Raw genomic sequence first — 18239 nt, 5'->3', positions numbered from 1 at the left:
CGAGCCGCTGCCCCCGCCGGGGCGCGCCCGCGCGACAATCACACCGGCACAGGAGAGGAGGACCGATGAGCAGCACGCTCAGCGACACGACCCGTGACACCTCCCGCGCGACCGCGCCCGGAACGCCACCCCGTCGCCGCCGCGCCGCCCCGCTGCCGTACGCCCTCCTGCTCCCCGCGCTGGTGGCGCTGGCGGTGGCGCTGGGCTACCCGCTCGTGCGCCAGGTGGCGCTGTCCCTCCAGGACTTCGGCCTCGCCCAGCAGTTCGGCCAGCCGCCGGAGTGGGTGGGAGCCGAGAACTACCGCCGTCTCGTCGCCGACGGCTACCTGTGGGTGGTCACCCTCCGCTCCATCGCGTTCTGCCTCGTCAACGCAGCGCTCACGATGACGATCGGGGTGGGCCTCGCGCTGCTGATGAGGCACATGTCGCGCGGCGTACGACTCCTCGTCCAGACCGGGCTGCTGCTCGCGTGGGCGATGCCGGTGGTCGCGTCGCTCACGGTGTGGCAGTGGCTCTTCGACACCCAGTACGGCGTCGTCAACTACGTCCTCACCGGTCTCGGCCTCGACTTCGAGGGCCACGGCTGGCTGTTGCGCCCGCTGTCGTTCTTCTTCGTCGCGACCGTGATCGTCGTGTGGATGAGCGTGCCTTTCGTCGCGTTCACGGTGTACGCCGCGCTGACGCAGCTGCCCGAGGAGCTCGTCGAGGCGGCCGAGATCGACGGAGCCGGTGCGGTCTCGCGCTTCCGCCACGTCGTGCTGCCCACCATCCGCCCGGTGCTGCTCGTCGTCGGGCTGCTGCAGATCATCTGGGACCTGCGCGTCTTCACGCAGATCTACATCCTCCAGGAGGCCGGCGGCAGCGCCCGCGACACCAACCTGCTCGGCACCTACATCTACCGGCTCGGCATCGGGGGCGGCGAGTTCGGCATGTCGGCGGCGGTGGCGATCTTCATGCTCGCCCTCACCGTCGTGCTGACGGCGCCCTACGTCCGCGCGATGCTCCGCCAGGAGGGTGAGACGACATGAGCCGGACGACCCGACCCGCGCTGCGCGTCACCGCCAACACGGTCGGCGTGCTCGCGTTCCTCGTCGCCGCCTTCCCGGTCTACTGGATGGTCAACAGCTCGTTCCTCGCCCGCAACGAGATCCGCAGCCCGACCCCGACCTGGGTGCCCTTCGGCGGGGACCTCGACAACTACCGCACGGTCTTCCGCACCGACCAGTTCCTCGACGCCCTCCAGGTGAGCCTCATGGTCACCGGCCTGACGATCGTCGTCGCACTGCTCTTCGCGTTCGTCGCGGCGGTGGCCGTGAGCCGGTTCCGGTTCCGCGGTCGGCTGTCCTTCATCATCACCCTGCTGGTGATCCAGATGATCCCGGTGGAGGGCCTGTTCATCAGCCAGTACAAGATGCTCGAGGCGATGGACCTGCTCAACACCGTCGCCGGGCTCACGCTGGTCTACGTCGCCGGCGTGCTGCCCTTCACGATCTGGACCCTGCGCGGCTTCGTCGCAGGGGTGCCCTACGAGCTGGAGGAGGCCGCGATGATGGACGGGTGCTCGCGCGTGCAGGCCTTCTTCCGCGTGACGCTCCCGCTGCTGGCCCCCGGCCTGGTCGCGACCGGCGTCTTCGGCTTCATCCAGGCGTGGAACGAGTTCACCCTCGCGCTCGTGGTGATGACGCGTGAGGACCAGCGCACGCTGCCCCTGTGGCTGTCGACCTTCACCGACGTCAACCGGGGCGCCGACTGGGGCGGGATCATGGCCGGCTCCACCCTCATCGCGATCCCCGTCATCATCTTCTTCCTCGTCGTGCAGGGCCGGATGGTCAGCGGACTCACATCAGGTGCCGTGAAGGGATGAGGATCGACGACGACGTGCGCACGCTCGCCCTCCGCGTCCTGCTGCCCGGCTTCACGGGTACGACGCTCCCTGACGACTACCGCGCGCTGCTGGAGGACGGCCTCGGCGGGATCTGCTACTTCGGCAGCAACACCGCCGACGGACCCGACGCGCTCGCCGCGCTCAGCGCGGAGATCCGCGCCGCCAACCCCCGTGCGGTGGTCGCTGTGGACGAGGAGGGCGGCGACGTCAGTCGGTTGCACACCCGCGAGCCGAGCCCGGTGCTCGGTGCTGCGGCCCTCGGTGGCGCCGCCGACCTCGGGCTCACCGAGGCCGTCGGTCGCTGGGTGGGCCACGAGCTCGCCGCGGTGGGCATCACCCTCGACCTCGCCCCGGACGCCGACGTCAACAGCGACCCGGACAACCCCGTCATCGGCACCCGCAGCTTCGGGGTGGACCCGGAGCAGGTCGCCGCGCACGTGGCGGCGTGGACCCGCGGGCTCCAGTCGACCGGTGTCGCGGCGTGCGCGAAGCACTTCCCCGGCCACGGCGACACCGCCACCGACAGCCACCTCGACCTGCCGCGCATCGACGTCGACCCGGACACCCTCGCCACCCGCGAGCTCGTGCCCTTCGACGCCGCCGTCGAGGCCGGCGCCGCCGCGGTGATGACCTCGCACATCGTGGTGCCGGCGATCGATCCCGACCGACCGGCGACCCTGAGCCCGCTCGTGCTCGGCATGCTGCGCGAGGTGCTCGGCTTCGACGGCGTGGTCGTCAGCGATGCGCTCGACATGGCCGGGGCGTCTGCGGCCCGGGGGATCCCCGAGGCGGCCGTGCAGGCCCTCGCCGCCGGGTGCGACCTGCTCTGCCTCGGGCCCGACAAGCCGGCGCCCCTGGTGCTGGAGGTCCGCGACGCCCTCGTGGCCGCCGTCTCCGACGGGCGCCTCACCCAGGACCGGCTCGCGGACGCCGCCCGTCGCGTCGCCGCGCTGGACGTGCCGGCGACCGAGACAGTGCCGGAGGCCCCCGACGCCGTCCGCCAGGCCGGCGCAGCCGCTTCCGCGACGCGGGTCGACGGCGACCTTCCCGACCTCACCGGTGCCGCCGTCGTCAGCGTCGAGACCGTCGCCAACATCGCGGTCGGCGACGTGGTGTGGGGCCTCCCGCCGGAGCACCGCCTCGACCCGGGGTCGCTGGCGGACCGGTTGCCCGACGTGGTCCCTGACGGCGTACCCCTCGTCGTGCAGGTGCGCGACGCCGGGCGGCGGCCCGAGGTGCTGGCCTTCCTGCGCGCGGTCGCGGCGACCGGGCGACCGGCCGTCGTCGTCGAGTGGGGATGGCCGTCGACCAGCGACGTCGGCCTCACGACCATCAGCACGCGAGGCTCGTCCGGCCCGGGCGTCGCCGCGGTGGCCGAGCTGCTGCGAGGGGCCGGGTGGGCGGGGTGAGGACCGCACCAGCGGGCGCGCGAGGCGTCGGCCTGGACATCGGCGGCACCAAGACGCACGGCGTCGTGCTCGGCGAGGGCGGCGCGATCCTCGCCCAGGTCAGGGAGTCCACCCGACCCGGAGCCGACGGGGTCGTCGCGACCGCCGAGCGCGTGTTCGAGGCGCTCGCCCGTGCGAGCGGCGGGAGCCTGGAGTGTCGCGTCGGCGTCGGCGTGCCGGGGCTCGTCGACAGCGAGCGCGGGATGTTGCGGCACGCGGTCAACCTCGGGGTGAACGGCGACGACCTGCCGCTGCGCGACCTCCTCACCGCGCGCCTCGGTGTGCCGGTGGTCGTCGAGAACGACGTCAACGCCGCCGCGCTCGCGGCCTGTGCGCTGGTCGAGGCCGACGACGTGGTCTACCTCAGCGTCGGCACCGGACTGGCCGCGGGCCTCGTCGTCGACGGCCGGCTGCGCCGCGGTGAGCACGGGGCAGCCGGCGAGATCGGCCACCTGCCGGTCGACCCCGCCGGCGAGGCGTGCGGGTGCGGCCAGGTGGGGTGCCTCGAGACCATCGCCTCGGGCCGCGCCCTCGCACGCGCCTGGCCGACCCCCGACGGGCCTCCCGCGGCGGCGCTCTTCGCGGCGGCCGCCTCGGGTGACCCCGCGGCCGTCGCCGTGCGCGACCGCTTCTGCTGGGGCGTGGCCAGCGCGGTCCGTGCCCTGGGCCTCACGATCGACCCCGCGCGCATCGTCCTCGGGGGTGGTGTGGCCGAGGTCGGCGAGCCGCTGCGCGAGCAGGTCGTCCGGCAGCTGCGGGCGCTGGGCGAGGGGTCGCCCTTCCTCGCCTCGCTCGGGCTCGCGGACCGGCTCAGCATGGTGCCGCTCCACTACCCGGTCGCCGCTGTCGGCGCCGCGTTGGTGGCCACTCGATAGGTTGGCGGCGTGGAAGCCGGTACCTGGATCGACGTCCTGCTCGTGCTCGCGTTCATCCTGGTGGGTGGTGTCTTCGCCGCGACCGAGATCGCGCTGGTGTCGCTGCGCTCCGGCCAGGTCGACCGGCTCGACACCGAGGGCGGTCGCGGGCACGCGGTGGCGTCCCTCGCCCGCGACCCCAACCGGTTCCTCTCGGCGGTGCAGATCGGAGTCACCGTGGCCGGCTTCTTCTCCGCCGCCTTCGGTGCCTCGACGCTCGCGCCGTCCTTCGCACCCGCCTTCGAGAGCCTCGGCCTCCCGGCCCCCGACACGGTGTCGCTGGTCGTGACGACGCTCGTCGTGTCGTACCTGTCGCTGGTGCTCGGGGAGCTCGTGCCCAAGCGCCTCGCGCTGCAGCGCTCGGTCGGGGTCTCCAAGCTCTTCGCGCCGCCGCTCGGCAAGTTCGCCACCGTGATGACACCGGTCATCTGGCTGCTCTCGCTCTCGACCAACCTGCTCGTCCGCCTCCTCGGCGGCAACCCCGACGCCGCCGGCGACGAGGTCGACGAGGAGGAGCTGCGGATGATGATCTCCGGCCACGAGGACATCCCCGAGGGCGAGCGCAAGCTCGTCGACGACGTGTTCGAGGCCGGTGACCGCTCGCTGAGCGAGGTGATGAAGCCGCGCGGCGACGTCGTCTTCCTGCGCGGCGACATGAGCCTCGCCGACGCGGTGGCCGTCATCGTCGAGCAGCCCTACACCCGCTACCCGGTGACCGGGACGTCGTTCGACGAGGTGCTCGGCTACCTCCACCTGCGCGACGTGCTCGGCCGCGCGGACGACAGCTCGACGACCGTCGCCGCGATCGCCCGCGAGCTGCCGGTGCTCCCGCGCACCAACCGGGTGCTGCCCTCCATCGACCAGCTCCGCAGCCAGGGCGCGCACATCGCCCTGGTGGTCGACGAGTACGGCGGCACCGACGGCATCGTCACCCTCGAGGACCTCATGGAGGAGCTCGTCGGCGAGATCCACGACGAGTACGACACCGACGCCGAGATCGCGGCGTCCGCCGACCCCACGACCGTCGACGCCGGCCTGACGATCGAGGAGTTCGCCGAGCGGACCGGCGTCGAGCTGGAGGACGGACCCTACGAGACCGTCGCCGGCTACGTCCTCCACCGGCTGGCACGGATGAGCGAGGTCGGTGACTCCGTGGTCGTCGCCGACCGTCAGCTCGAGGTGGTCGAGGTCGACGGTCACCGCATCACCCGCGTACGCCTCCACGCCGCGCCCGCCCAGACCGGTGGGGCGGAGGAGGGGTCCGGCGGGCCGACGCCGCAGCAGCACGCGTTCGCGGATGACTTCGGCACCTGGGGGCTGTTCCTGCCCGACGACGCCGTCGCCGCGCACCGCGACGGCCACCTCAAGGGACAGGGGTGGTCGGTCCGGTTCCGCTGGCGCGACGACGGGACGCTCGTGGTGCGGGCGAGCCACCGGATGACCGACGAGCGGCTCTACGGGATCGCTCCGGACGGCACCCCGGCCGAGATCGGGCTCGAGGCACCGATCGGCGCCGTGTTCACCCCGGCCGGTGCGACCGACGCGGAGAAGGCCGACGCGAGGGCGCGTCACGCCGCGGCGTGGACCAGGCACCAGCAGGCCGTCGTGGAGGCTGGCCTCGACTTCGACAACGACGTGCCGTACGACCTGGTGGGCAGCACCGACCACCAGCTGTGGCGCCTCGACGACGACGTCTGGCACTCCGAACCGCTGCGTCCCAGGGAATAGCGTTCGCCGCTCGTCGGTTGGGACCAGTAGGCTGGAGCCGTGGGCTCGGGCCTGCTTGACAACACAAGAGGGGCTGATCGGTTTCGACTTGGGACGTTAGTTCCAGGGGAAGCGGGTCGAGAAGCCAGCGTCATCTCGTTAACGACCGCTGGAAATCCATAGTTGCCAACACCAATCGCAACGACTTCGCTCTCGCTGCCTGAGCAGTGATCGAAGGGTCTGACCGGGCACCCGTCTCCGTCCCGGATCCAGGCCTCATCTAGGAGACTTGCTGGTCACTCTCTGTCAGGAGGGGTGACCGGGACTCGATCCTGACTGGGCCTGTCGGCGACGTGTCTGTGCGAGCGCCGGGGCCGAGAAAAGCGACATCACTGACTGCACCCGGAGAAGACCTGGATCGACGCTCGAGGACCGGGGTTCGATTCCCCGCAGCTCCACGCCCCTCACCACCACAGGACCTCCCTGCCACGTCTCACCGGCAGGGAGGTCCTGTCATGTCCGGGCTCGCTCATCCTGCCCGGGTGAGGCGGCCTCGGCGGCCCCGCAGCACGCTGGGGGGATGACGCGCCTGGCGGAAGCGCCACGGGTGCCTGTGGAGGCATCCGTCCCGCACGAGCCCCAGCTGGTCCTCGACGTCGCGCTGGGGGTGGCCGGCGCGGTCGTCGGCACCGGTGTGGCGATGGGTCGAGCCGTCGTGGGCCTGCCCCTGCTGCACCGGAAGATGTTCTGGCGCCCACGCCTCGTCGCCGAGCGCTGGCAACCGGCGACGCTGGTCGGCGACGCGGCCCGGCACGGCGCGGCCCGCCGTGCCGAGATGGTGCGGGTGGCGCAGGTCCTGATCGACCACTGGGCGCCCGTCGTCGTGGAGCGGGTGGTCTCCCGCCTGGACCTCACCGGGCTCGTCATCGACCACGTCGACCTCGACGAGGTCGTGCGGGCGGTGGACATCGACGCGGTCGTCGACCGGCTCGACCTGGACGCGATCGTGAAGCGGGTCGACCTCGACGCTGTCGTGGCGGACGTGGACCTCGATGCGGCGGTGGGTGGTGTCGACATCGACGCGATCGCCGGAAGGATCGACCTCGATGCCCTGATCGCCCGCATCGACCTCGTCGCGATGGTGGAGGAGGTGATCGACGCCATCGACCTGCCCGCGATCATCCGTGACTCGACCGGCTCGATGGCCTCGGAGACCATCCGCGGCGCGCGGATGACGGGGATCTCGGCCGACGAGGCCATCAGCCGGAGCCTCGAGAACCACCTGTTCCGGCGCCGGCGCAAGCGGGCCGCCCCGGCGGACCCATCGTGAACGACCAGGAGATGCGGAGCGTCCCTCGTGAGGCGCGTTCCTTCCAGGGCACCAGCGCCGGCGTCGTCACGCGTCTGGCGGCCGGCATCGTCGACGTCCTGCTGGTCGCCCTCGCGCTGGGCGGGTCGTACGTCGCCCTGGTCGGGGCCCGTTTCGTGCTCGAGCCACGCAGCTTCCACATGCCCGACCCTTCGTTCCTGTGGTCGATGACCCTCTTCCTCGGGTACCTCGTGGTCTACCTGACCGTGGCGTGGTGGATGGCGGGTCGGACCCTCGGCGACCACCTATGGGGGGTCCGCGTGACGTCCAGGGACGGCAGCCGGCTCGGCCTCGCCCGTTCGCTCGTACGCGCGGTGACGTGCGCGGTCTTCCCCATCGGCCTGCTGTGGTGCGCGGTCGACCGCGACCGGCGGTCGGTCCACGACCTGCTGCTGCGCACCTCGGTGGTCTACGACTGGCTGACCCACCCACCAGCCCACCTGGGATCGAGAGAAGGAGGTACGCCGTGATCCTCGTGCCACGGCAGCTGCAACGATCGACCATGACCGGTCAGGTCCCGTACTACGGAGGTCGGCTCACCCCGGCCCACATCTACGCCCTCCAGCACCCGGGCCAACCCGTTCCCGAGGGACTCGGCCTGCCGAGGGCGAGCAGGTCGGCCGTGACGCCGAAGGCGTCGAAGGCCCTCCGCCGGCTGCGCAAGCTGCACGACGACGGCGTGATCACCGACGACGAGCTCGCGACGCTGTCCGCGAGGGTGCCTGCATGAGCCCGGCACCGGTGCAGGTCCTCGTGCTGGGCCTGGCGGACTCGACGTTCGACGGATCGGTGCTCGCGGAGCTGACCCGCCTCGGCGAGGCCGGCGTCGTACGCCTCGTGGACGTCCTCGTCGTGCGGCGCGCGGACGACGGCTCGCTGGAGACGGTGGAGGGCCACCTCGACGGGTACGGCGAGGTGGCTGCCGCGCTGCTCGGACACACCGGCGACGCCGGTCAGGAGGACGGCGCCGACGACGGCTGGTCGCTCGCGGACGTCGTCCCGGACCAGGGCGTCTCGGTCGTGGCGCTGGTCGAGCACCTCTGGGCAGCGCCGCTCACGGAGGCACTGCGCGATGTCGGCGCGAGCCTGCTCGAGGAGACGTGGCTCTCGGAGGCCGACCGCAGCGTGCTCGCCTCGCTCGAGGGGCGAGAGCCCTAGAGGAACGGCCGGAGCGCCTCGAGGTCATCCGTCGGCGTCTTGAGCGCGATGCCCGTCCCGATGGTGCGGAGCTTCCAGACCGGGCCGTCCCGGAACAGCTTCGCCATGATGAGGCCGGTCTCGCGCACCCCGAGGGTGAGGGTGAAGCGGGCGAGCTCGGTGCCGGCGTCGTCGACGAGGCGGCAGTAGGCGTTGCGGATGAACTCCAGGGAGTGGCCCTGGTAGCTGCTCACCATGAACAGGATCGTGTCCACCCGCGGGTAGACGCGACCCAGGTCCACGGTGATCACCTCGTCGTCGCCCTCGCCCCTGCCGGTGGTGTTGTCGCCCAGGTGCACCACCGACCCGTCCCGGGTGGCGAGGTGGTTGAAGAACGCCAGGTCGAAGAACTGCTCGCCGGCGAACTGGATGGCCGACGCGTCGAGGTCGATGGGCGCGGCCCCGCTGCCGATGAAGCCCGCTGTGGGGGAGTGGTCCCAGCCGACCGCCATCCGCACCTGACCGAGGGACTCCCCGTCCTCGCCGGTGACGCTGAGCTCCTGGCCCTCGGACAGCTCGATCACGGGTCGCACCTCCGCCTCGACGATGCTCCGAACGTACAGGATGGGTGGCGTGATCGACCCCGCCGCAATCCGCATCGCACCGCTCACGAGGGCGTACGCAGAGGACCTCGCCACGTGGCGCTACCAGCCGCCCTACGACGTCTACGACCTGGCGGGCGCGGACCCCGACGAGCTGCTCGACCCGGCGCTCGGCTTCCACGCGGTGCTCGCGGGGGACCGTCTCATCGGGTTCCGCTCGTTCGGACCGGACGGTCGGGTGCCGGGGTGGGACTACGACGACGCGGCACTCGACACCGGCGGGGGGATGCGGCCCTCGCTCACGGGGCAGGGCCTCGGTCGTGCGGTGGTCCGGGCCGGGCTGGAGTTCGGTCGGGCGACGTACGCCCCGCCGGCGTTCCGGGTGACGGTGGCGTCGTTCAACACGCGTGCGCGCCGCACCGTCGAATCGCTCGGCTTCGTGCGGGTCGGGTCGTTCGCGGCTCGTCGCGACGGGATGCCGTTCGACGTGCTGGTGCGTCCGGAGCGCGGCTGAAGGACCGTCAGACCTCGCGGCAGTGGTCCGAGGGCGGGAACGCCGAGGGGTGCAGGATCCCGGCGAGCACCTCGACGCCGTCGACGAGGCGCGGGCCGGGACGGGCGAAGTGGCCGTCGGCGTCGACGGCCCAGACCGGCACGCCGGGGAAGCGGTCGCGGACCTCCTTCGCGAGCCTCGCGCTGCCGTCGAGGTCGAAGCCGCACGGCGCGCAGACGACGACATCGGGCTGCGAGGCCACCGCGTCGTCCCACGTGACGCGGCTCGACCGTGTGCCCGCGACACCGATGGTCGGGTCACCGCCGGCACGGGTGACCATCTCCGGGATCCAGTGCCCCGGCGCGAAGGGCGGGTCGGTCCACTCCAGCGCGAGCACGCGCGGCCGGTCGAGCCCGGCGACGCTGTCGGCGACGGCCGCGAGGCGTGCCTCGAGCCCGGACACCAGCGCCGCTGCCCGCTCGTCGTTCCCGGTGCGCCGTCCTAGCTCGGAGATCGAGGCCAGCACCTCGTCGAGCGTGTGCGGGTCGATCGTCGCCACCTCGGCGCGGCACCCGAGGAAGCCGAGCGCCTCGTCCACAGTGCCGACGTCCACCGCGCACACGGCGCAGAGGTCCTGGGTGACGACGAGGTCGGCGTCGAGCTCCGCGAGCGCGTCGGCGTCGAGGCGGTAGAGGTCCTCGCCCGCGGCGAGGGCCGCGGCGACGAAGTCGTCGATCTGCTTGGGTCCGAGCCCCTCCGGCATCGCCGAGGTCGAGACCACGCGTCGCTCGCGGGCCGCCGGCGGGTGGTCGCACTCGAACGTGACGCCCACGACGTCGTCACCCGCGCCCACCGCGAACAGGATCTCCGTGGCGGACGGGATGAGGGAGACGATGCGCATCCCGCGAGCCTAGACGTCGAACACGTCCCAGCAGATCGCGTTGCGCCGCCGCTGGTCCTCGAGCACCAGGTCACGAACCTCGTCGGGGAGCCGGTCGCGCTGCCACCGGCACTCCGCAGCACGCGTCTCCGCCTCGTGTCCTCGCGGGGCGGCTGCCACGGCGGCCTGGATGGCGTACGCCGCTGCGCCCAGGTCGTGCTCGGCGACGTGGGCGACGACGGCGGCCTGCCCCGCGGCGTACGCCGCGAAGCGCGGTGCGCCCAGCAGGTCGCGAGCCGCGCCCATGGCGTGACCGCCGAGCGCCCGCGACTGCATCATCGGCAGGTCGCCGCGCGTCCAGGCGCGTGCGGCGGCGATCGCCTCGCGCGGCCGGTCGTCGTCGGGCCGCACGGCCTCGAAGAGGGGAAGCACGTGCTCCGCGCACTCGGCGGCCCACAGCGCGAGCCGGTGGTGGTCGTCGTCGGTCAGCGTGCCCCCGCGCCTGATGGTGACCAGGCGCGGGTCACGCACCGCCGGCAGGATCATGACCCGACGCTAGCGCCGGTCAGGCGCAGATGATGGTCACCAGCAGCGTCGCCACGCCCCGCGCGCGTGGTCGCGGGCGTGGTCGATGGCGCGCACGTACTCGCGGTGCCGGGCGACGGGCCTGCCGCCGAAGACGTACGGCCGGGTGAATCCGTCCCACGCCTGGCGGAACGACAGGTCGCCGTAGCCGCCCTGCCGCTGCACGTAGCGCAGCAGCCGGCCGTAGCGGTCCGTGGCCGCCTGGGTGCGGTCGGAGACCAGGTGCACGGTCGAGCCGACCGGTGCCAGCCTCCGGAGGTTCGCCGAGGCAGCGTCCGCGCCGCACTGGCCCCGCTCCGGGGTGTCGATGCCGAGCATCCGCACGGACACGTGGGCCCCGCCGCGCAGGCGGACCCGGAGGGTGTCGCCGTCGGTGACCCGGACGACGTTGCCGGTCTCCCGGTGGGTGCGCGGGCCCTGCTGGGCATGGCCCTGGGTGGTGCCCGTGCTCGCCACCTGCTGCGGTGCCGTGCTGCCGCGACCTGTGCAGGGGCACGGGTTGGACTCGCACGCGACGCCGTCGCCGTCGTCGTCGAGGCGGTGCGGGTCGCCGGCCCCGGCGTTCAGGAAGAAGTGCTGTGCGGCGGCCTGGCTCGCGAAGTCGCCGCAGTCGCGGTCGACGACGGCAGAAGCCGGCCCCGGTGCCGGGAAGCCGAGGCCCAGGGCGACGACGGCGAGCGTGAGGGCGCGGAGGAGCTGGTGGTGCATCGGACCAGCCTCACACCGTCGCGGCGCCGCCGTGGGTGGAACGCGGCAACTCGCCCTGCCGGTCGGTGCCGGGGCGTCGCGGAACGGCGTCTGTCACCCGCCGCCCTCGCCAGATGTTCGTCGGGTCTCCCAGCCCTTCCGTGCGGCGCGGCTGCGGCGACGGCGGGCACGCTCGGCCTCCTGCAGCAGGCGCTCGGCCGCGCGCTGCTCACGTCGTACGGCGTTCTCGGCCCGGCGCCGCTCGGCCTCGAGCACGGCGGGCGAGCGCACCGGCCACACGTAGGGCAGATCGTCCGGGTCGTCGGGGAACCTCGGACGGTAGAAGTCGGGGTCCTTGCGGACCAGGGCAGAGCGGTGGCTGCGGTGGAGGTCGGCATCGCCCAGCCACGGCGGCAGCGCGCCGGCCTCGGCGAGCTCGGCCTGCGTCCGAACCGTCGTCACACCCGCGGTGGCGAGGTCAGCCGCGATCGTGGCGGCGCAGGTGTCCCCGAAGCCGAGCTCGAGCCAGACCTCGCAGCACACGAAGCCGTAGCGTCCGAGCGCCTCCTCGTAGCCCTTCCACATCAGCGCGGCCGGGTGGTTCGCCCAGCCGTAGTCAGCGACGGTGAGGGCGCGCACCACCTGGATGGTCTCGACCCGCTGCTTCCCGAGCCGCTTCTGGTCGAGGGCGCGCGCCGACGCCTCGAAGTCCGGAAAGGGGAGGAACGTCTGCACGCCGTCGAGGCTAGGCACGAGCGACGCGTCGCGCCCCACCCCGACGGTCGGTGCGCCACCCGACGGCGTGGCACGATCCGTGACGTGGACGGATGCGTGTTCTGCCAGATCATCGCGGGTGACGTGCCCGGTCACGTCGTGCTCGAGACCGACGACCTGGTGGCGTTCCTCGACACCCGGCCGGTCTTCAAGGGGCACGTGCTGCTCGTGCCGCGCACCCACCTCGAGACGCTCCCGGACCTGCCGGCCGGGCAGCGCGACGGGTTCCTCGCCGCGGCCCAGCGGCTCGCCACGGCGGTCAAGGAGGCGCTCGGGGCGCAGGGCTCGTTCGTGGCGATCAACAACACGGTCAGCCAGTCCGTCCCGCACCTCCACCTGCACGTGGTGCCGCGCACCAAGGGCGACGGCCTGCGGGGCTTCTTCTGGCCCCGCACGAAGTACGGCGACGGCGAGGCGGCGACCTACGCCGAGCGGCTGCGCGACGCCCTCGCGTCGTCCTGACCGTCGGGAGCGAGCTGCTCCTCCTCGCGGGCCCGCGCCTCGCCGAGCGACCACGGCCGGTCGCGGCGTCGGAGCGGGTGACCGGTCGTCCAGGCGGCGAGGACGAGAGCCAGCGTGCCGACGGCGAAGCCACCGAGGACGTCGACGAAGAAGTGCCACCCGAGGTAGACGGTGGACAGGCACGTCAGGGCGGCGAAGGTCCAGCCGGACAGGCGGACCCAGCGGGGCAACCGGAGCAGCTCGGCGACCAGGCAGGTGGTGATCGTGATGGCCACGTGCAGCGACGCGAAGGCGGCGACCGTCTGCACGGCGCGGGTGTCCCAGACGTCGCTCAGCACGGCGACGCGGTCGTCGAGCAGCAGCTCCTGCACCGAGGTGTTGAACGTGTGCGGCAGGCCGGCGAACTCCTGCGGGCGGGAGTAGATCGGGCCGAGTGACGGGACGAGGTAGTAGACGGCCACGCCGATCAGCCAGTTGAACGACACGGCCGTGACGTAGAGGGCGCCGGTGATGGAGCGCCGGGTCCACACGAGCGCGATCGCGAGCGCCGCCGGGACCAGCCCGATCCACAGCACGTAGACCCCGGACAGCAGCCAGGCGGCCCAGCCGGTGCCGAGCACGTTGTGCAGGACGACGGCCGGGTCGTGGCCCAGCCACAGCAGCCGGTCCAGCCGGTGCAGCTCGGTGTCCCACAGCCGGTCGTTGACGAACGGGAGGTAGCCCTTCAAGTTGCGGAACGTGACGTAGGTGACGTACCACGCCACCAGCCCGCTCACGGTGAACCAGACCTGCTCCCGCGTCCACCGCGCGCGGACCACGGTGCGCAGCGCCGCCCAGGCGCCGGGACGCGGCGTCGAGCGGAGGTACGTCGCCCAGCGCGCGACGACGTCGAGGAGCACGGCGGCCAGCACGATCAGCGGCAGCCGCACCCAGGTCGGCACGGAGACCCCGTCGGGGTCGCGCACCGGCAGGTCGTAGGCGGCCGCGACGACCCACGTGGCGAGCGCCATGGCAACGGCGACGCCCATCGCGCCGCGGAAGTACCCCCGTCCCATGCTTGGCACGCTAGGGCAACCGCCGCGTCGGCGCGAGGGTGCTGCACCGGATCTCCACAAGTCGGGTGAGGTCCCGGGGGACCCACGCACTACCCTCACGGACGAAGACGTCACCGAGCCTGAGGAGTCATCGAGATGGGTCGCTACGACCGCCGCGTCGCCGTCATCACCGGAGCAGCGCGAGGCATCGGCTTCGGCATCGCCCAGCGCCTCGCGAGCGAGGGCGCCTCCATCGCGATCCTCGACCTCGACGAGGCCGCCGCCCAGGAGGCCGCCGGCCGTCTCGAGCTCGCCGAGGGTGCCCGCGCCGTCGGCATCGGGTGCGACGTCGTCGACGCGACCGCCGCCGAGGCCGCCGTGCAGCGCGTGGTCGACGAGCTGGGCGGGATCCACGTGCTGGTCAACAACGCCGGCATCACCCGCGACAACCTGCTCTTCAAGATGACCGAGGAGGACTGGGACCTGGTGATGAACGTCCACCTCAAGGGCGTCTTCAACATGACCAAGGCCGCGCAGTCCCGCTTCGTGGAGCAGAAGTACGGCAAGATCCTCAACCTCTCCAGCGTGTCCGCGCTCGGCAACCGCGGCCAGGCCAACTACTCCGCGGCCAAGATGGGCATCCAAGGCCTCACCCGCACGCTCGGCATCGAGCTCGGCCCGTTCGGCGTCACCGCGAACGCCATCGCGCCGGGGTTCATCGTCACCGAGATGACCGACGCGACCGCGCGCCGGCTCAAGATGGAGCCCGAGGAGCTGCAGCGCCTCAACGCCGAGGCGACGCCCGTGCGGCGCGTCGGACAGCCCGAGGACATCGCCGCTGCGGCTGCCTTCCTGTGCAGCGACGAGGCGTCGTTCATCACCGGTCAGACGCTGTACGTCGACGGGGGCCGCAAGCTGGGCTGAGCCCCGGTCCCGGCGTGATCCCGGCCACGGACTCCCGCTGGGGGACCGTGGCCGGTTTGCGTCCCCCGGGGTCGTCTGTCACCTTGGATGGCGGTCGAGAGACCCAACCGTCCCGGACTACGCCGAGTCCTGCCCGGCCGGGACGACCCCCGAGACACACCGGGGCAGGAGTGGGGGACCCACAGGTTCCACCGCCGGTCGTCCGACCGGCTCGGGGCGAAGTCGCCAGCCTTCCAGCAGCACGACGGGAGCACGGTGGCAGGGCACTTTCCAGCCCTAGCCCGACAGCTCACCTCACAGGCGTGGGAAAGGAACATCCATGCCTGCGACCCCTCGCAAGGGGCGAGCCCTCGCGCTCGCACTCGCCGGGATCGGCCTCACCGCTTCGACGATGAGCGCCCTCCCCGCAACCGCCGCCACCGGCGGCAGCACGTCCGACAACACCTCCACCACGACCACCGCGAAGACGACGCAGAAGAAGGCGCGCACCACCGCCAAGCGTCGGGTGGCCAACCGCGTGCTCACCGCACGCAACATCGCCATGAACCAGCGCGGCGACGCCTACGCGTACGGCGCCGCCGGCCCGGACCGCTTCGACTGCTCCGGCCTGGTCCGCTACGCCTACAGCCGTGCCGGCCTGTCCGTGCCGCGCACGTCGAGTGCCCAGGCGGGCGCTGCCCGCCGCATCGCCAAGAAGGACCTGCGCGCCGGCGACATGATGTTCTTCTACGGCGGCGGCGGGGTCTACCACGCGGCGATCTTCCTGCGCTGGTCGCACGGGCACGCCGTGATGGTCCACTCGCCGGGCTCGGGACAGCGCGTACGCGTCGCCGTCCCGTGGACGTCGGCGTGGTTCGCCGGGACCGTCCGCCGCGCCTGAGCGGCGTCCGCACCCGGGTGACAGGCTCGGATTGGTAGGTACTTCCTGCTGATCTACCCTGTGGCGCGCCTCCCCGATCGGGGGAGGCGCGCCCCCAGACTTTCCAGAGGACCACCCGAGCCACCGGCTCGACACCCCCGCTCGATCGGAGTTACCCCGTGCGTCACCGTCGCCACCTCTCGTCGCCCCGAGCGATCGCCGCCGCCCTGGCGGCAGCCACGCTGCTCCTCGCCGGCTGCAGCGGCGGCGACGACGACCCGGCGCCGAGCGCCTCCGCGTCCTCCGAGCCGACCGCCTCCGAGACCACCGAGCCGCCGGAGCCGTCGTACTGGCCCCTGACCGGCCTCGAGCGCAAGGGCGACGCACCCAAGCACCCGGTCGTCGTCACGAAGGTCGACAACACCTCCTCCAGCGCCCCCCAGGTGGGTCTCGGCTCGGCCGACCTCGTCGTCGAGGAGCTCGTCGAGGGCGGCTACACGCGCCTCGCGGCCTTCTACTACTCCAAGGTGCCCGCCGCCATCGGCCCGGTCCGCTCGATGCGCGCCAGCGACATCGGCATCGTGCCGGAGGGCGCGACGGTGGTGACCAGCGGCGCGGCCCCGATCACGATCAAGCGCATCAACGGCGCCGGGATCCCGTGGATCACCGAGGGCGACGCCAACGTCTACCGCGAGACGTCGCGCTCCGCGCCGTACAACCTCTTCGCCCACCTCGGCAACATCGCCAAGGGCCTCAAGGCCGACGAGGAGCCGCCGCCGTACCTCCCGTGGGGCGACGAGGCCGACCTGCCCAAGGGCGCGAAGGCCAGCACGCTCACCGCCGACTTCGGTGCCCACTCCACCAGCTGGCAGTTCCAGAAGGGCGGCTACGTCAACACCGACTCCTACGCCGCCCAGGGCGACCAGTTCCCGGCCGACTCGGTCCTCGTCCTGCGGGTGCGCGTCGGTGACGCGGGCTACCGCGACCCGGCCGGCTACCCCGTCCCCGAGACCAAGTTCGAGGGCAAGGGCGCCGCGCTGCTCTTCCACGGCGGCCGCGTCGTGAAGGGCACGTGGACCAAGGACGGTCTGACCGGCGCGATCGAGCTCTCCACCAAGGGTGGCGACCTGACCGTCCCCGCCGGCCACGTGTGGGTCGAGCTGGTCCCGGCCGTCAACGGCAACGTCACGTTCGCGAAGTAGCCCCCGACACCGCCGCTCCGGCGTCCTCGTCGAGGAGACGCTGGAGGCCGGCCAGGATGACGCCGATGGCCGCCTCGACCCGCAGGGCCGCGGCAGCCGGGTCGTCGCTGACGGCGACCGCGCCCCCTGCGGCCGACATCGCGCCGAAGAAGATGCGCGTGAAGGTGTCGAGCATCGCGTCGTCGAGCCCGGAGCCGTCGTGCAGGGAGTCCTCGGTGGTCAGCACCGAGCGCACGATCTCGTCGACGAGGGCGTACGTCGAGCGCTCCTCCTGCTCGCGGTAGCGCTCGTGCCCGAGGACCGAGGGGCCGTCGGAGACGACGACCTGGCGGTAGCCGGGCTCCTGGACCGCCTCGAGGAAGGCCCGCAGCCCGGCCTGCGCCTTGTCCCACGGGTCCTGGTGCTCGGCGGTGGCGTCGACGATCGCCGTCGTCGCCCGGGACTGCACCCGCTCGAAGGCCGCCTCGAAGACGGCCTGCTTGCCGCTGAAGTGGTGGTAGAGCGCGCCCTTGGTGACGTCGGCGCCCGCGACGATGGCGTCCAGCGACGTGGCGGAGTAGCCGTGCGCGGTGAAGAGGCGCTCGGCGACCTCGACGAGCGCCTGCTTGGTGGCCTCGGAGTAGCGCTGCCGCCGGGTCTCCATGGATCGCATGCTAGGTGACCGGGCTCACGTGGGTGGTGTGTCGCGGCGCGGGACCGGCCATAGTGGTTCCCATGCAGCTCGCATCGGGGATGCTGCTGGTGGCGACGCCGGCCCTGCAGGACCCCAACTTCGCCGACACGGTCGTGCTGCTGCTCGACGTCACGGAGGAGGGGGCGCTCGGCGTCGTCCTCAATCGTCCCTCCCAGATCCTGGTCGCCGACGTCCTCGAGCCGTGGCGCGACGTGGTCGCGGAGCCCGAGGTGCTCTTCCGCGGCGGACCGGTCGGCACGGACGGCGCCCTCGCCGTCGGGGCGCTCCGGGACCCGCAGGACCCGCCCGTCGGGTGGCGGCCGGTCGCCGGGCTGCTGGGCATGGTCGACCTCGACACCCCGACCGAGCTCGTCGACGGCACGCTCACCGCGATGCGGGTCTTCGCCGGCTACGCCGGGTGGGGTGCGGGGCAGCTCGACGGCGAGGTCGAGGAGGGCAGCTGGTACGTCGTCACGAGCGAGGCCGCCGACGCGTTCCGCGACGACCCCAGCGGCCTGTGGCGTGACGTGATGCGACGCCAGCCCGGCATGCTCGCCTGGCACGTGAACCGCCCCGTCGATCCCGACTTGAACTGATCCCCGCG

Annotated in this window: 22 protein-coding genes, 1 other RNA gene and 1 riboswitch; of the genes, 16 read left to right on the top strand and 7 right to left on the bottom strand. The window is 72.6% G+C overall.

The genetic code is table 11. The features are described from left to right. Nucleotides 1-65: 65 nt before the first annotated feature. The 10 genes from AC3A3L_RS11180 to AC3A3L_RS11135 all read left to right on the top strand — a co-directional run bounded on the left by AC3A3L_RS11180 (nucleotide 66) and on the right by AC3A3L_RS11135 (nucleotide 8481). Nucleotides 66-1028 (top strand): carbohydrate ABC transporter permease, encoded by a 963-nt coding sequence (locus tag AC3A3L_RS11180; protein WP_487640099.1) that lies wholly within the window; start codon nucleotides 66-68, stop codon nucleotides 1026-1028. After that, complete coding sequence (locus AC3A3L_RS11175; RefSeq protein ID WP_487640098.1) at nucleotides 1025-1864, top strand: carbohydrate ABC transporter permease; 840 nt, start codon at nucleotides 1025-1027, stop codon at nucleotides 1862-1864. Before AC3A3L_RS11180 ends, AC3A3L_RS11175 begins: the two co-directional genes overlap by 4 nt. Next, on the top strand, nucleotides 1861-3294 hold the full coding sequence (locus tag AC3A3L_RS11170) for a glycoside hydrolase family 3 N-terminal domain-containing protein (RefSeq protein WP_487640097.1): 1434 nt from the start codon (nucleotides 1861-1863) through the stop codon (nucleotides 3292-3294). Before AC3A3L_RS11175 ends, AC3A3L_RS11170 begins: the two co-directional genes overlap by 4 nt. Continuing rightward, on the top strand, nucleotides 3291-4208 hold the full coding sequence (locus AC3A3L_RS11165; protein WP_487640096.1) for an ROK family protein: 918 nt from the start codon (nucleotides 3291-3293) through the stop codon (nucleotides 4206-4208). The genes AC3A3L_RS11170 and AC3A3L_RS11165 overlap by 4 nt, the downstream gene beginning before the upstream one ends. 9 nt (nucleotides 4209-4217) lie before the next feature. Next, a complete protein-coding gene (locus AC3A3L_RS11160; RefSeq protein WP_487640095.1) occupies nucleotides 4218-5975 on the top strand; it encodes a hemolysin family protein in 1758 nt (585 codons plus the stop codon). Between the two features lie 69 nt (nucleotides 5976-6044). After that, nucleotides 6045-6415, top strand: a transfer-messenger RNA (tmRNA) gene (ssrA, locus tag AC3A3L_RS11155). Nucleotides 6416-6534: 119 nt separating this feature from the next. Next, nucleotides 6535-7284: a hypothetical protein gene (locus AC3A3L_RS11150; protein WP_487640094.1), complete on the top strand. Its 750-nt coding sequence runs from the start codon at nucleotides 6535-6537 to the stop codon at nucleotides 7282-7284. Nucleotides 7285-7295: 11 nt separating this feature from the next. Beyond that, complete coding sequence (locus AC3A3L_RS11145; protein ID WP_487640093.1) at nucleotides 7296-7793, top strand: RDD family protein; 498 nt, start codon at nucleotides 7296-7298, stop codon at nucleotides 7791-7793. Nucleotides 7794-7825: 32 nt separating this feature from the next. After that, nucleotides 7826-8053 carry an SHOCT domain-containing protein gene (locus tag AC3A3L_RS11140; protein ID WP_487640092.1) on the top strand — a complete coding sequence of 76 codons (228 nt, stop codon included), beginning with the start codon at nucleotides 7826-7828 and terminating at the stop codon, nucleotides 8051-8053. Beyond that, entirely contained in the window at nucleotides 8050-8481 is a 432-nt protein-coding gene (locus tag AC3A3L_RS11135; RefSeq protein ID WP_487640091.1) for a DUF6325 family protein, read from the top strand. Before AC3A3L_RS11140 ends, AC3A3L_RS11135 begins: the two co-directional genes overlap by 4 nt. On the opposite strand, the gene AC3A3L_RS11130 is transcribed toward AC3A3L_RS11135, so the two are convergent. After that, on the bottom strand, nucleotides 8478-9044 hold the full coding sequence (locus AC3A3L_RS11130; protein WP_487640090.1) for a TerD family protein: 567 nt from the start codon (nucleotides 9042-9044) through the stop codon (nucleotides 8478-8480). The genes AC3A3L_RS11135 and AC3A3L_RS11130 overlap by 4 nt on opposite strands. A gap of 49 nt (nucleotides 9045-9093) precedes the next feature. Between AC3A3L_RS11130 and AC3A3L_RS11125 the strand changes: the two genes are divergently transcribed. Continuing rightward, complete coding sequence (locus AC3A3L_RS11125) at nucleotides 9094-9576, top strand: GNAT family N-acetyltransferase (RefSeq protein ID WP_487640089.1); 483 nt, start codon at nucleotides 9094-9096, stop codon at nucleotides 9574-9576. Nucleotides 9577-9583: 7 nt separating this feature from the next. Here the strand turns inward: AC3A3L_RS11125 and AC3A3L_RS11120 are convergent, their stop codons facing one another. The 4 genes from AC3A3L_RS11120 to AC3A3L_RS11105 all read right to left on the bottom strand — a co-directional run bounded on the left by AC3A3L_RS11120 (nucleotide 9584) and on the right by AC3A3L_RS11105 (nucleotide 12442). Beyond that, nucleotides 9584-10456: a cobalamin-binding protein gene (locus AC3A3L_RS11120; protein ID WP_487640088.1), complete on the bottom strand. Its 873-nt coding sequence runs from the start codon at nucleotides 10454-10456 to the stop codon at nucleotides 9584-9586. 9 nt (nucleotides 10457-10465) lie between these two features. Continuing rightward, nucleotides 10466-10981, bottom strand: a complete 516-nt coding sequence (locus tag AC3A3L_RS11115) for a putative immunity protein (protein ID WP_487640087.1) — start codon at nucleotides 10979-10981, stop codon at nucleotides 10466-10468. A 36-nt stretch (nucleotides 10982-11017) separates the two neighbouring features. Continuing rightward, complete coding sequence (locus tag AC3A3L_RS11110) at nucleotides 11018-11728, bottom strand: excalibur calcium-binding domain-containing protein (protein ID WP_487640086.1); 711 nt, start codon at nucleotides 11726-11728, stop codon at nucleotides 11018-11020. 93 nt (nucleotides 11729-11821) lie between these two features. Then, entirely contained in the window at nucleotides 11822-12442 is a 621-nt protein-coding gene (locus tag AC3A3L_RS11105; protein WP_487640085.1) for an MSMEG_6728 family protein, read from the bottom strand. Between the two features lie 84 nt (nucleotides 12443-12526). Here AC3A3L_RS11105 and AC3A3L_RS11100 point away from each other — a divergent pair, with 84 nt between their 5' ends. Then, on the top strand, nucleotides 12527-12943 hold the full coding sequence (locus AC3A3L_RS11100) for an HIT family protein (RefSeq protein WP_487640084.1): 417 nt from the start codon (nucleotides 12527-12529) through the stop codon (nucleotides 12941-12943). On the opposite strand, the gene AC3A3L_RS11095 is transcribed toward AC3A3L_RS11100, so the two are convergent. Continuing rightward, entirely contained in the window at nucleotides 12904-13998 is a 1095-nt protein-coding gene (locus AC3A3L_RS11095) for a phosphatase PAP2 family protein (protein ID WP_487640083.1), read from the bottom strand. The two genes, AC3A3L_RS11100 and AC3A3L_RS11095, sit on opposite strands and share 40 nt — an antisense overlap. Before the next feature lie 135 nt (nucleotides 13999-14133). Here AC3A3L_RS11095 and AC3A3L_RS11090 point away from each other — a divergent pair, with 135 nt between their 5' ends. The 3 genes from AC3A3L_RS11090 to AC3A3L_RS11080 all read left to right on the top strand — a co-directional run bounded on the left by AC3A3L_RS11090 (nucleotide 14134) and on the right by AC3A3L_RS11080 (nucleotide 16962). After that, complete coding sequence (locus AC3A3L_RS11090; protein WP_487640082.1) at nucleotides 14134-14901, top strand: SDR family NAD(P)-dependent oxidoreductase; 768 nt, start codon at nucleotides 14134-14136, stop codon at nucleotides 14899-14901. A 110-nt stretch (nucleotides 14902-15011) separates the two neighbouring features. Then, nucleotides 15012-15219: riboswitch (cyclic di-AMP (ydaO/yuaA leader) on the top strand. 1 nt (nucleotide 15220) lies between these two features. After that, a complete protein-coding gene (locus AC3A3L_RS11085) occupies nucleotides 15221-15781 on the top strand; it encodes a C40 family peptidase (protein WP_487640081.1) in 561 nt (186 codons plus the stop codon). 158 nt (nucleotides 15782-15939) lie between these two features. After that, entirely contained in the window at nucleotides 15940-16962 is a 1023-nt protein-coding gene (locus AC3A3L_RS11080) for a DUF3048 domain-containing protein (protein WP_487640080.1), read from the top strand. Here AC3A3L_RS11080 and AC3A3L_RS11075 read toward each other — a convergent pair. Further along, nucleotides 16946-17605 (bottom strand): TetR/AcrR family transcriptional regulator, encoded by a 660-nt coding sequence (locus AC3A3L_RS11075; protein WP_487640079.1) that lies wholly within the window; start codon nucleotides 17603-17605, stop codon nucleotides 16946-16948. The genes AC3A3L_RS11080 and AC3A3L_RS11075 overlap by 17 nt on opposite strands. Before the next feature lie 71 nt (nucleotides 17606-17676). Between AC3A3L_RS11075 and AC3A3L_RS11070 the strand changes: the two genes are divergently transcribed. Further along, nucleotides 17677-18231: a YqgE/AlgH family protein gene (locus tag AC3A3L_RS11070; protein WP_487640078.1), complete on the top strand. Its 555-nt coding sequence runs from the start codon at nucleotides 17677-17679 to the stop codon at nucleotides 18229-18231. Nucleotides 18232-18239: the final 8 nt, after the last annotated feature.

The sequence above is a fragment of the Nocardioides sp. Soil_C_8 genome, from assembly GCF_057656315.1.
The sequence above is the reverse complement of the archived record's forward strand: the minus strand, read 5'-3'. Positions and strand labels throughout refer to the sequence as shown.